The following is a 12773-nucleotide window of genomic DNA, read 5'->3' as shown; positions in this document are numbered from 1 at the left end:
CAGCGGCCGGCCCGCCTGGACGACCTCCGCGGTCGCCCGGAACGACACCTCGCCGGCCCCGGTGTCGTCGCACCGCGTGACGAGCACGCGGATCACGGCCGAGGTCGGGAACAGGAAGTCGCGGAACGTCGTCCGCAGCTCCTCGACCACGAGGTCGTGCGCACCGCGACCGCGTGGTTCGAGGTACCGGCGGCGGACGACGGCGACGAACGCCTGGCGCGCCGCCTCCACCGCGACCGCGCTCCTCAGGTGCGGGCCCGGCCGGTGGTCGAGCAGCAGCTCGTTGTCCCGGTGCAGCCGCAGCCGGGCGGTGTGCAGCCCGGACTCCTCCACCACCGGCTCGGTGACCACGACGTTCTCGTCGCTCTCCTTGCGCACCAGCTCGCGCGGCGCGGGCCGGTCCGCCTCGACGACCAGCCGCACGTCGGCCTTGCCCCACCGGGCCAGCACGTGGCGCAGCACCCGGACCTCCGGGTCGCCCAGCCCCTGTCCCACGTGGACGGCCAGCTCGCCGACCCGGTCGTACCGGCCCGCTTCGAGCGCCCGGACCAGGGACGAGAGGGTCCGGCCGCCCACCACCGCGGCGAAGTCCGCGAAGCGGTCGGCCACGACGTAGACCGCGGTGCTCTCCGGCGACGACATGCGTCCTCCTGCGCTCGGGCGGAGAGGGTCCGCCCGCCGTGGGCACCGTCCGGTGTGGACCCGGTCCGAACGGGATCGTCCTTCGGCGGCAACGGGACTTCCCCGCGTGCCGCAGCGTAGGCGGGCGTGGGAACGGCCGCAATGGCGTCGCGGGCGGTGGGCTCCCCGGGGCATCACGCGTGGTGATGCGGGTTCCCACCACGGCGTCGTCCTGCGTTCCGGACGGATGACATCGCGGCGCAGGGGTTCCGCGGCGGGGGTGGGCGCGTCGACCACCCGCCCCCGCCGCGGTCGGTCAGCTCGTCAGCCGGAACGTGGCGTCGGCGCGACCCGTCGCGTCCGTGATCGGGTCGAGCCGGAGCTTGTAGTCGTAGTGCCGGATGTACCGATCGGGGTAGTTGTAGGACTGGAACGACGACCACGACGCCGAAGCGAGCCCGGCGACCTGGCGGAACGTCGCGTCGGACTTGAACGTCGCGGTCCCGTCGTCCGGGGCCAGCACGAAGTCGAAGCCGTAGTGCCGCAGGTAGTAGCCGGGGTAGTTGACCGACTGGAACGACACCGTGCCGGAACCCGCCAGGCCGGGCATGACGTGGAACTGGGCGTCCTGCGCCGGGCTGACGTTCGGGTCGATGCGCACGTCGAAGTCGGCGTGCCGCACGTACCGGTCCTGGTGGGTGTAGGCCTGGATGCGGGTGACCGGCGCGGACGTGCCCCACTTGGCCAGCACGCGGCTCTCCTCGGCGGCGGTGAGGTTGAGGATCGACCCGTGGCGCTTGCGGGTGCCGCCGAGCTGGTAGTCGGTGCGGGTGGCGAAGTTGCGCGTGCTGCCCAGGTTCGTGGACGTGACCGGCATGTAGCCGCGGCCGGTGGCGTACTGGTCCAGCCACAGCGCCCACTCGGCGCGCCCGTTGAACTGCATCCACATCGGGCCCTCCACGACGTTGCCGCCGGTGGCGCCGTTGGAGATGCCCATGTGCGACAGGTCGCCGATCCTGGTCCACGTGCCCAGGACGGAGTTGCTCGCCTCGATGGTGATCTGGCCGTCCGCCGACGCGCGGTAGTAGCGGTAACCGCCCGCGCTGCCGGGCGCCTCGACGATCTGGGTGTCGATGATGCCCTGCCCCTGGCCCCGGTCGATGTAGAGCACCGGTGAGCCGACCGACCGGAAGTCCCGGGTGCGCACGTAGTAGATGCGGTGCTTCTTGACGCCGTTCAGCGTCGCGTTCGTGGCCCAGTAGACGACGTAGTCGCCGGACGACGGGTCGTAGATGGCCTCCGGCGCCCAGGCGTTGCCCGCGCCGGAGATGCCGCCCGCCACGTTCAGCAGCCGCGGCGACGACCAGTTCACCAGGTCCGAGGACTCCCACACGACCAGCGACTTGCTGCCGTTGTTCGCCGCGTCGGACCACGACGTGCCGGAGGCGATCCGCAGGTCCGTGGCGATGATCCAGTACCGGTCGCCCGCGGGGGAGCGGACCAGCGCGGGGTCGCGCACGCCGCGCGTGCCGACCGTGGACAGCAGCACGGGCGCGCCGTTGTTCAGGTCGGTCCAGCGCAGGCCGTCGCGGCTGTGGGCGAGGTAGATCTGCTCGCCGTTGGCGTGCTCGCCGGTGAAGTGCGCCATCAGGTAGCCGGTGAACGGCTCCAGCGCCTCCGCCCTCCGGTCGGTCGTCACCGACCAGGACGTGAACAGCAGGACCACGGCGGCCAGCAGCGCGCCGGTCCTCGTCAGTGCTCGGGGCACGGGTGATCTCCTTTGATCACAGGGTGGGGACGATCGGGCTGATGGTGCCGTCGCCGTTGAACGTCATCCGGTCGACGGTCACCTCGCGGTTGGTGCCGTTGCCCGCGGGCACGGCGAAGCGGTGGTAGGCGACGTACCAGGTGTCCGTGCCGGGCGCGCGTACGACCGAGTGGTGGCCGGTGCCCTTGATGCCCAGCTCCAGGCGCTTCTGCAACACCACCCCGCGCTTGGTCCACGGCCCGACCGGCGACGGGCCGGTGGCGTAGGCGACCTGGTAGTTCTCGTCACGGGTGTCGTTCTCCGACCACATGAAGTAGTAGGTGCCGTTGCGCTTGAACACGAACGACGCCTCGCGGTAGCCGGGTGGTGTGATGGTGCGGACCTTCGTCGCGTCGAACGAGACCATGTCCGCGTTGAGCGGCGCCACGTACGCGCCGCCGTTGCCCCAGTACAGGTAGGACTGGCCGTCGTCGTCGGTGAACACCATGGGGTCGATGGCCTGGCCGGGGTGGGAGCCGGCCCGCACCAGCGGCCTGCCGAGCGCGTCGCGGAACGGGCCGGTGGGCGAGTCGGACACCGCGACGCCGAGGTGCTTGGCCGTGTCGCCGGACGCCGCCCCGCCGCTGAAGTACAGGTAGTACCGGCCGTTCTTGGCGGCCACGGCGGGCGCCCAGGCGGAGTCGTCCGCCCACGACACGTCCGGCCGCAGGTCGAGCACGACGCCGTGGCTCGTCCAGTTCACCAGGTCGGTCGAGGAGAACGCCTGGTAGTGCGGCGACGCCCAACCCGCGTAGCCGTCCGTGGTCGGGTAGAGGTAGTAGCGGCCGTTGAAGTGCGCGATGTGCGGGTCGGCGAACAACCCCGGGACGACCGGTCCCCTGGTGGTCTTCGGCGTCCACGGCGCGGTGAGCCGGAACGAGCTGTCGTCGCGGAACCGGGCGGTGTCCTGGTACGGGTCCACCCACAGCTCGTAGTCCCGGTGCCGCAGCCGCCGGTCCGGCGCGTTGACCGGCGCGAGCGACACGGAGCCCGTGACCGAGCCGGGCCCGGCGCAGAACGTCGCGTCCTCGCGGAACTGGGCCGTGCCGGTGTTCGCCTCCAGCCGCAGCCGCCAGTCGCGGTGGCGCAGGAACATCCCGTTGGCCGCCTGGAACGAGGAGCACGACGGCGAGGCGAGGCCCGGGACGACGGTGACCGTCGCGTCCTGCTTGACCTGGGCCGGGCTGCCCGACGTGACGGCGTCGACCCGGCCGAGGTAGTCCAGGTGGCGGACGTAGCGGCCGGGGAGGTTCACCGCCTCCAACGATCGCGCGCCCGAGGGCAGCTCGGCCGCGACCGCCGTCGGCGCGGGGAGGGCCAGGAGGGACAGGGCGAGCGGCAACGCCGCGAGGGCGCTCCTCCGTCGACGCATGGACGGCTCCGATCTTCGTCGGTCGGGGCGGTGCGTGGGGCGGCGGCGGTTGTTAGCGCTAACAGCTAACGGTAGGACGACAGCGCTCGAGGTCGTGCCGGGTGTCCGGAGGTCGTCGTCGTGGCAGCGCGATGGGTCTCGGGGTTGGGCGAGTGGAGCTGCGATGGCATCACGGCGGACTCCTCGCGTCGTTGCGGTCCAGCGAGGAGTCTGGCACTTGTTTGCGTTAACATCAAGCGCCCGTCGACCGGCACGACGCCCGCGCGCCCCGGCCCGGCGCGCTCGGGCCGAGCTTGCGCGTCGGCTCCTGCTTCACGGTCAAGACCGCCCGCCGGTGCCGGCGCGGCGTGTTCCCGTGCCGGCCGCGGTCGGTCCGGCGGCGGCCTCGAACCGTGGCAGGTGGACGGTGCTCGTCCGGTGTGGACGGTCGGTCGGCCACCCGTCGGGGAGGGCTCCTTGCGGCCGTCGGATACCTAGTACTACTATGCCTCGCAGTTCTAGGGTCACGGGAGGACCGGTGAAAGTCGCGAAGGACCTCGTGGCCGCCTCGGCGACGCCGATGGTGCTCGGCATCCTGGCCGAGGCGGACAGCTACGGCTACGCCATCCTCCGGCGGATCAACGAGCTGTCCGGCGGCGAGCTGGACTGGACCGAAGGGCTGCTCTACCCGCTGCTGCACCGGCTCGAACGCCTCGGGCACGTGGAGTCGAGCTGGCAGTCCGCGGCCGGCGAACGGCGGCGCAAGTACTACCGGATCACGCGCACCGGCCTGGCGGAGCTGGCCGAGCAGCGCCGCCAGTGGGAGACGGTCGTGGACGCGCTCCGGGAGGTGTGGCCGCGCCCCGACGACCAGCGGCCGTTCAGCGCGATCCCGTGGGGAGGTCCGGCGTGACCGGCGGTCCGGACGAGCTGGAGGCCCAGTTCTCCCAGTGGCGGCAGTACGTGCGGCGACGGCGGGAGCTGGCCGGGCCCGACGTCGAGGAGCTGGAAGACCACCTGCGCGGCTCGGTGGACGACCTGCGCGCCGCCGGCCTGCACGCCGACGAGGCGTTCCTGGTCGCGGTCAAGCGCATGGGCAGCCTGGACGACCTGTCCCGCGAGTTCGCCCGCGAGCACTCGGAACGCCTGTGGAAGCAACTGGTGCTGACCGGCGGCGACGGCGCGGCGACCGGCGGTCGGCCCCGGCGCGACCTGCTCGTCCTGGTGCTCTGCGCGGTGGGCGCGGCGGTCTCGGTCAAGGCGCCCGAGCTGTTCGGCCTGGACCCGGAGCACAATCCCGCGTTCTACGGGCCGAACGTCGGCCTGCTCACCCTGCCGTGGCTGGCCGGGTTCCTGGCCTGGCGCCGCCGCGCCGCGCGGGCGGTGGTCGGCGTGCTGCTCGGGTTGTTCGCGCTCGGGGCGGTGGCGGCCAACGCCTTCCCGCTCGCGGACGGCTCCCAGTCGCTCGTGGTGACGAGCGTCCACCTCCCGATCGCGCTGTGGTTCGTCGTGGGCCTGGCGTACGTGTCCGACGACCTGCGCGCCTCGCGCCGCCGCATGGACTTCGTCCGCTTCACCGGCGAGTGGTTCGTGTACTACGTGCTCATCGCGCTGGGCGGCGGCGTGCTGACCGCGTTCGTGTTCGGCACGTTCGAGGCCATCGGGATCTCGCCCGAGACGTTCGTCGGGCGGTGGCTCATCCCGTGCGGCGCGGCGGCGGCGACGGTGGTGGCCGCGTGGCTCGTGGAGGCCAAGCAGAGCGTGGTGGAGAACATCGCGCCGGTGCTCACCCGGCTGTTCACGCCGCTGTTCACCGCGGTGCTGCTGGCGTTCCTGGTGACGTTCGGCGTCACCAGCTCCGGCATCGACGTGGAGCGCGAGGCGTTGATCCTGTTCGACCTGCTGCTGGTCGTGGTGCTCGGGCTGCTGCTCTACTCGATCTCGGCACGCGACCCGCTGGCCCCGGCCGGCCTGTTCGACAGGCTCCAGCTCGCCCTCGTGGTCAGCGCGCTGGTGATCGACGCGCTGGTGCTGTGGGAGATCACCGGCCGCATCACGGAGTACGGCACCACGCCGAACAAGGCGGCGGCGCTGGGGGAGAACGTCATCCTGCTGGCCAACCTCGCGTGGTCGGCGTGGCTGGTGCTGGGCCTGGTCCGCAGGCGCCGACCGTTCGCCGCGCTCGAACGCTGGCAGACCGCCTACCTGCCGGTGTTCGCGGTGTGGGCCTGGGTGGTGGTCCTGGTCTTCCCGCCGCTGTTCGGCTACGCCTGAGCGAGCAGCGCGCGGGCCTCGTCCCGGCACAGCTCGCTCCACCGGGCCAGGTCGCGGGCGGCCCGGCGGCGGACGTGCCGCGGCACGGACCCGTCCCGGGCCACGGCCCGCACGCCGACGGCCGCCTGCTCCCGGACGTCCCGCGTCAGCTCGACCGCCGCCTCCGCGCACCGCACCCGGGCCGTCGCGGGCACGTCCGCGTCCCGGGCCATCGCGACCAGGTCCAGTGCCGCTTCGACCGGCTCCACCACACCGATCGCCTGGAGGGCTTTGCACCGTCGCAGCGGGTGGGGTGTGCCGGCCAGTTCGCGCAGGGCCGTCATCGCCGCTCGGCGGGCCGCCGGCGCGGTGTCGACCAGCGTGTGCGCGGACCGGATGCGCACGGTCGTCGGCACGGTCTCGTCGGCCAGCAGCGCGAGCAGCGCCTCGGTGGCGGGCTCGCGCCCACCGGGTCCGAGCCACGTCAGGTCGTACGCCGCCCGCCGCCGCAATGCCGGGCGCATGGCCGGGTCGGTCGCGATCGAGCGCGCGAGGCGGGCCGCGGCGGCGCGGTCGGCGACGTCGTGCCCGACCAGCCGGAACGCCGCCCACAACCGGACCGCCGGCGGGGTGCGCGGGCTGTCCCGCATCGCCCGCACCGGGTCGAGCCCGTCGTGGTGCCGCAACGCGTACCGGAACGCCAGCCGATCCCGGTCCGACGTGCCCGGCTCGTGGACGACCGCGCGCACGAACTCCACCACGGGCTCGGGGAGCCTGGCGGTGATCTCGGCGAGCAGGCGGACCGCCCTGAACCGCTCCCGGCGCGGGAGCGCTTCGTCGGCCACCTGGTCGACCGCGTCGTCCACCACCCGCCGCCACAGCGCCGGTGTCAGCTCGGAGAGGGCCTTGCGCGCGCGGTAGGCGGTGCCCGGCGACGCGGCCAGGGCTTCCAGCTCCCGGACGGCCTCCGGCACGAACGCCGTGGACAACCCGGCCAGCGCCGAGGCCGCCGCCACCCGGTCCTCGGTCGAGGTCTCCGGTGCCGCAAGCGCCTCGCGCACCTCGGCCTCCGCCTCCGCGAACAGCGGCAGGTCGTCCCAGTGGTCCGCCACCGGCACGCGTCGGCGCAGGAACGCGGACCGGTCGGCGAGCAGCACCCGTTCCACGGCGGTGCGCGCTTGCCGGTCCAGGCTAGTGATCAGGCCGCGGAACGCGCTGATCCTAGACTGTTGGAGCAGCGCGCCGACGACGTGCGCGTACTCGTCCACGTCCCACGGCTCGATGACCATCGACCACTCGGTGGCGGAAGCGCGGTCCTCGGCCACGGCTGTCGGATCGTTGACCTGGTGGCGCAGGAAGGCGCGTGCCGTGGAGGTGTGGTTCCGATCCAGTTCCGCCAGGTGGTAGGCGGCGGTGTGGCGACGGGAAGGGGTTTCCCGGTCGGCGTCGACCACGCCGAGGTGGAACGCGAGCGCCTCGGCGCGCATGCCGGGGTCTCGCTCCGTGAGGAGCTGATATGCCTCACCACGGGTATGGACCTCCAGGAACTCGTCGCGGGCCATGCCCCGGAGCACGTCGAGCGCACGGTCCCGTTCGGCCGGCACGAAGTCGTGCACCAGGGTCGCGGCCGTCCGGCGCACGGTGGCGAGGGCGTCGCGGTCCGCCATGACGGCCGCGAGCCCCGGGACGGCCTCGACCGCGATCGGTTCCACCACGGTCTTCCACGAACGCCGGTCGACCGCCTGTGCGTCCAGGATGTCCGGGACGTCGGCGGGCACGAGCCGGGCCAGCACGACGGCGGCGTCGTACCGGCTCGCCGTCATGACCGGACCGTGGAAGACGACCGACCTCAGCGCGGTCACGACGTCATCGCCGGTGGCGAAACCGAGGTGGTCCAGCGCCTGCACGACCCGCCAGACCCCGGCGGCCGGGCGGAGGCCCCGGGACAGCACGTCCCGCAGTACCCCGGCCATCGCGGCGCGGTGGCTGCGACCGAGCTGCCGGCAGATCCGCGCCACGTAGGGGAAATCCATCTCCGGCGCGGTGGCCGAGCGCACCAGCTCGCACAGGTGGTCCGCGACGTCCCGGTGGAACGGTCGGCCCAGGGAGATCAGGCCCTCGGCCGCCGAGAGCCGGGCCCGGTAGCCGTGCGCGGGATCGGCGAGGATGGGCAGCAGCGCCCGGGCGATCAGGTGGTGGTCCTCGTCCGACCGCGCGTAGGCCGATGCGTGGTCGAACATGTTGGGCAGGTTCCGGTCCGCCGCCCGCGTGCCGTCGAGGAACGCGTCGAGGGCTTGGCCGTGGTAGGCGGTATCGAGGTTGAGCAGCGCTCGCCACGCGTTCAGCGCGGTGTTCCGGTCGGACTGTGTGCGCGTGAGGGCCAGGAGGGCGGACTTGGCCTCGTCGTGGAACTCCGGTCCCGCCTGGAGCACCTGCTCCGCGGCCATGCGCCGCTGCTGCGGTGGCAAGCCGAGGTCGGTGGGCAGGCGCCGCAGGCGCGCCAATGCCCTCGTCCGGTGCGGTTCGCCGAGCTTCGTGAGCTGGGCGAGGGCGATCGCGTGGTCGAACCCGGTGCCGTGCGGGGCGGTGGCGATCTCCCACAACGCGTCGGTGGCCTCCGAGTGGTACCGCGGATCGAGGTCGGCGAGGTGCTTGGCGGCCCACAGGACGGTGTTCGGGTCCGAGCGGCGGTCCGCGATCACGCGTCGCAGGTGGTCGGCCGCCGTCCCGGCGGCTTCCGGTCCCAGGTCGCCCAGCCGTGACGCGCACTGCCACCGGTCGGCCAGGCCGAGACCGGGTTCGGCCAGGACGGCGACCAGGTGGCCGGCCGCCGCGTCGCGGTGCTGCGGGCCCAGCTCACCGAGGAGGTGCGCCGCCTGCGAGCGGTCGCCGAGCGGCCGACGCCGGTCGTTGACCAGGGCGGTGAGCGCGTCGGCGGCTTCGGCGGTGGCGTCCGGGCCGAGGGAGGCCAGGCCGAGGGCGGCGTCACGGCGGCCGGTCATGCTGTCCACCGGGTCGCGCAGCACGGCCCGGAACACCTCGGCACCGTGCTCGTAGAACTCCGAGCCGATCTCGACCAGGCCGGTCGCGGCCTCGACCAGGTCGTCCGGCGGGGTCTCGTCGCTCGTGGTCAACGCCTGCAACGCCGTGACCGCGAAGGCCCGCTCGGCCCGGCCGAACGCGGCCAGGACCACGGCGGCGGTGCGGCAGGCGTAACCGGACGCCAGCGGGTTGGCCAGCACGGCCCTCAGCCCGCGCGCGGACGCTTCCCGCGCGGTCGCGCCGCACTCCGCCAGCGCCTCGCCGGCGGCCAGGCGTTCCGACACCGAGACGGACGGGTGGTCCACCAGCGCGGTCAGGTAGTCGAGGGCTTCCGCCTCGTGCGTGCCGCGCAGCCGGGTGGCCAGCGCCGACGCCGCCTCGGTGCGCGAGTCGGCGGGGGCGTTGCCGGTGCGCATGAGCGCGACCAGCCAGTCCGCGAGACCGGGGTGGTGGGTGGCGCGACCGGCCTGGGCGAGGATCTCGGAGCCGGGGTACTGGCTCGTCATGGCCCAGCCCCAGACCGTGGTCAGGAAGTCGTCCACGACGGCCGTGCTCGCCGGGACCCGCTTGGCCAGCAGGCGGGCGGCGAGCAGGTGGGTCTCGGCGTCGCCCGCGTGCAGCCACCGGACCAGCGGGTCGGCCTCGGTCGGGCGCAGGCGCGTGTAGTGCAGCAGGACCGAGCGGGCGAACCCGCCCCGCTCCTTCGGCCGGGCCGCGTGGACGGTGCGCACGAAGCCGTCGTGCTCCGGGGTGAACCGCTCGGGGAACTCGCGGGCCCGCGAGGTCGCGGCCAGGTGCTCGGCGAAGCTGTGGTGCAGGAACCGCAGGTCGTCGCCGCGCATCACCAGCGGCCCGACCGAGACCAGGAACGTGGTCAGCGCCTCCGGCCAGTCGGCGGGCAGGGTGTGCGGGGGCACCCGGTCGCGGACCCACGACCGGGCCGCCGACACCAGCGACGTGTCGGTTTCCGACCGGGTGCGGCCCAGGTGCTCCAACAGGTCGTCGCGGTAGGTCTCGAACGGACCGGCGGACGTGCGCGCCGACCGCAGGAACGCCAGGTACGCCTCGTACAGCTCGTACTGGTTGTCCGGCAGCGGCCGGTCGCCCCGCCGGGAGAACACGATCGCGGCGATCGTGGCCAGCAGCGGCACGCGGACCAGCTCGTCCAGGTGCGCCTCGCGGACCTGGCGCAGGAACCGGTCCGCCGTCGGCTCGCCCTCCTCGGCGAACCAGGTGCGGGCGAACGAGCGCAGGGCCTCCTCGTCGAACGGCAGCAGCTCGTAGCGGGCCGCCCCGATGCGGTGCAGCGGGGCCAGCGCCGCGCCCTCCACCGGCCGGGTGGTCACCACGACCCGGTACGGCCCACCGGACGCCCACGCGGCCAGCACGGCGGCCAGCCGGTCGCGGTCGGCCGCCGCCGCCACCTCGTCCACCGCGTCCACCAGCAGCAGCCACCGCGCCCCGGCCACCCGGTCGCCGAACGCGTCCGCGTCGACCGGGCCGCGCAGCAACGCGCCGTACTCGGCTTGCGCGCTCTCCGCCAACGCCTGCGGGAAGGGCAGGTCGAGCCGGGTCGCCAGCTCGCGCGCGGTCAACCGCAGCGGCACGACGGGTTCGGCGATCGGCACGCCACCCGGCTCGCCGCACCACCCGGCCGCCAGGTCCGCCGCGAGCCGCAGCGACAGCGTGGACTTGCCCTGGCCCGCGCCGCCCGTGATCAGCAGGTGGTCGTCGCCGTCCAACGCCTCCCGCACGGCCCGCGCGGGCGGCCGCACCGCCACCCTCGGCGCGGGCGGGCGGGGCGCCTCCACCAGCCGCCCGTCGCCGTCCAGGATCGGGGTCGGCCGCGACACCTCGGCGTGCGGCTCCTCCGCGCCCGTGCCGAGGTCCTGCCGCACGTAGACCGCGGCCAGCGACGGTCGCCGCGCCCCCGGCAGCCGGTACGGCAGCTCGTGCGCCGCCCGGACCTGCGCCCGCAGCAACGACAGCACGCCCACCGGCAGCCCGCCGGGATCCGCCGGCGGCGCCCCGCCGACGTGGACGTGCACGCCGCCGTGGACCACACCGGCCTGCACGCTCGGCCCGAGGACGGGACCGGCGACGACGTTCGAGGTCACCGGCCGGTCGTCCTGTCGCACCGCGCAGCCCCTCCGCCGACGTGCCGAAGCGAGTGGTGATCCACGCTACCGGAGCCGGGACATCGGTCGGTGCGGGTTCGCGGACCTGACGTACCGTGGTCGTTGACGACCTCACTTTCGTCCATTCGAGCATGACTTTTGTCAAATTGCTCCAAAAGTCTTGCTGACTTCAGTCGATCCGAAACAGAATCGGCGTCGCCTCGGCCTGTGAGCCGGACCACATCCAGATCGGGGGATGCTCGTGGAACGAACGGGTCTGTGGTTGATCGGCGCGCGCGGGTCGGTGGCGACCACGGCGGTGTGCGGGCTGCTCGGCCTGCGCGCCGGCCTGGTGCCGCCGACCGGTTGCGTCACCGAACTGCTGGAGGCCGACCTGCCGCCGTGGGACTCGCTGGTGGTCGGCGGGCACGACGTGGTCTCCACACCGCTGGTGAAACGGGCCGAGCAGTTGGCGCGGGCGGGCGTGGTCCCGGCCGAACTCCTCGGTCCGATCGCGGACGGGCTGCGCGAGGCGCAGGCCGAGCTGCGCGACGTGCCGGTGGGCGCGCAGGCCGAGGTCGCGGCGCGGCTGGCGGACGACCTGGCGTCGTTCCGGTCGCGGCACGGCCTGGCCCGCGTCGTGGTGGTCAACGTGGCCTCCACCGAGCCGCCGGTCGACCCGCACCCGGCGCACGCGTCCCTGTCGGCCCTGGAGGAGGCGCTGGCGGCGGGGGAGACCGTGCTGCCGCCCAGTTCCCTGGCGGCCTACGCGGCGTTCAGGGCCGGTTGCCCGTTCGTGGACTTCACCCCGTCCACCGGCGTGACGCCGCCCGCGCTGGCGGAGCTGGCCGCCGCCGTCGGCGTCCCGTACGCGGGGCGGGACGGCAAGACGGGGGAGACCCTGGTGCGGACCGTGCTGGCGCCGATGTTCACCGCGCGGGCGCTGCGCGTGCGGTCGTGGGCGGGGACGAACCTGCTCGGCGGTGGCGACGGCTCGACCCTGGAGGACCCGGCGCACGCGTCGAGCAAGCTGCGGACCAAGGCGTCCGGGCTGGCCGCGCTGCTCGGGCACCCGGTGACCGCGCCCCTGCACATCGACAACGTGCCGGAACTGGGCGAGCAGAAGACCGCCTGGGACCACGTGTCGTTCGAGGGGTTCCTCGGGGCGCGGATGTCGTTGCAGTTCACCTGGACCGGGTTGGACTCGGCGCTGGCCGCGCCGCTGGTGCTCGACCTGGCCCGGCTGCTGGCGGCCGCGCACCGGTCCGGCCGTGTCGGCGTGCAGAGCGCGCTCGGGTTCTTCTTCAAGGACCCGTTGGGTTCGGACGAGCACGGGTTCGCCGAGCAGACCAGGGCGCTGGTCGAGTGGGCGGAGGGGCTGTGAACCCCTACCTCAAGCTCGTTCGCGCGCCCGCGGCGTTGACCGTGCTCGGGGACACGGTCGCCGGGGCGGCCGGCGGGTTGCGCGGGAGGCGGCTGCTGCTGCCGGTGGCGTCGGCCGCGTTGTACTGGTCCGGGATGGCGTTGAACGACTGGGCCGACCGCGACGTGGACGCGGTCGAGCGGCCGGAGCGACCCATCC

The 12773-nt window shown here is 73.8% G+C and carries 6 protein-coding genes and 2 pseudogenes; 4 read left to right on the top strand and 4 right to left on the bottom strand.

The window, feature by feature from the left end; all coding sequences use genetic code 11:
- The 3 genes from ACFXGA_RS35205 to ACFXGA_RS35195 form a co-directional block, all read right to left on the bottom strand.
- Window positions 1-642, bottom strand: a 642-nt coding sequence (locus tag ACFXGA_RS35205) for an AfsA-related hotdog domain-containing protein (protein WP_378095716.1), incomplete at its 3' end; no start/stop codon positions are given.
- Window positions 643-937: 295 nt separating this feature from the next.
- Window positions 938-2389 carry a glycoside hydrolase family 43 protein gene (locus tag ACFXGA_RS35200; RefSeq protein ID WP_378095713.1) on the bottom strand — a complete coding sequence of 484 codons (1452 nt, stop codon included), beginning with the start codon at window positions 2387-2389 and terminating at the stop codon, window positions 938-940.
- 16 nt (window positions 2390-2405) lie between these two features.
- The gene (locus ACFXGA_RS35195; RefSeq protein ID WP_378095710.1) at window positions 2406-3800 is read right to left on the bottom strand and encodes a family 43 glycosylhydrolase; all 1395 of its coding nucleotides are present in this window, start codon (window positions 3798-3800) and stop codon (window positions 2406-2408) included.
- Between the two features lie 517 nt (window positions 3801-4317).
- Between ACFXGA_RS35195 and ACFXGA_RS35190 the strand changes: the two genes are divergently transcribed.
- Both ACFXGA_RS35190 and ACFXGA_RS35185 read left to right on the top strand, forming a co-directional pair.
- Window positions 4318-4692 carry a PadR family transcriptional regulator gene (locus ACFXGA_RS35190; protein WP_378095707.1) on the top strand — a complete coding sequence of 125 codons (375 nt, stop codon included), beginning with the start codon at window positions 4318-4320 and terminating at the stop codon, window positions 4690-4692.
- Window positions 4689-6053: a permease prefix domain 1-containing protein gene (locus ACFXGA_RS35185; RefSeq protein WP_378095704.1), complete on the top strand. Its 1365-nt coding sequence runs from the start codon at window positions 4689-4691 to the stop codon at window positions 6051-6053. The genes ACFXGA_RS35190 and ACFXGA_RS35185 overlap by 4 nt, the downstream gene beginning before the upstream one ends.
- Before the next feature lie 4250 nt (window positions 6054-10303).
- Here ACFXGA_RS35185 and ACFXGA_RS35180 read toward each other — a convergent pair.
- Window positions 10304-10828, bottom strand: a pseudogene (locus ACFXGA_RS35180) (NACHT domain-containing protein); the annotation flags it as partial.
- 619 nt (window positions 10829-11447) lie between these two features.
- Here ACFXGA_RS35180 and ACFXGA_RS35175 point away from each other — a divergent pair.
- The gene (locus ACFXGA_RS35175; protein WP_378095701.1) at window positions 11448-12575 is read left to right on the top strand and encodes an inositol-3-phosphate synthase; all 1128 of its coding nucleotides are present in this window, start codon (window positions 11448-11450) and stop codon (window positions 12573-12575) included.
- Window positions 12572-12773 (top strand): annotated as a pseudogene (locus tag ACFXGA_RS35170) (4-hydroxybenzoate polyprenyltransferase); the annotation flags it as partial. The gene ACFXGA_RS35175 and the pseudogene ACFXGA_RS35170, both read left to right, overlap by 4 nt.

It is taken from the genome of Actinosynnema sp. NPDC059335, from assembly GCF_042752395.1.
Lineage (GTDB): Bacteria > Actinomycetota > Actinomycetes > Mycobacteriales > Pseudonocardiaceae > Actinosynnema.
Note: the sequence above shows the minus strand (reverse complement) of the source record. Positions and strands in the feature narration are given on the sequence as shown.

Excerpts from the sequence above, each read along its gene's own strand:
- ACFXGA_RS35175 (WP_378095701.1), top strand. The coding sequence starts at position 11,448 with ATGCTCGTGGAACGAACGGGTCTGTGGTTGATCGGCGCGCGCGGGTCG.
- ACFXGA_RS35195 (WP_378095710.1), bottom strand. The coding sequence starts at position 3,800 with ATGCGTCGACGGAGGAGCGCCCTCGCGGCGTTGCCGCTCGCCCTGTCC.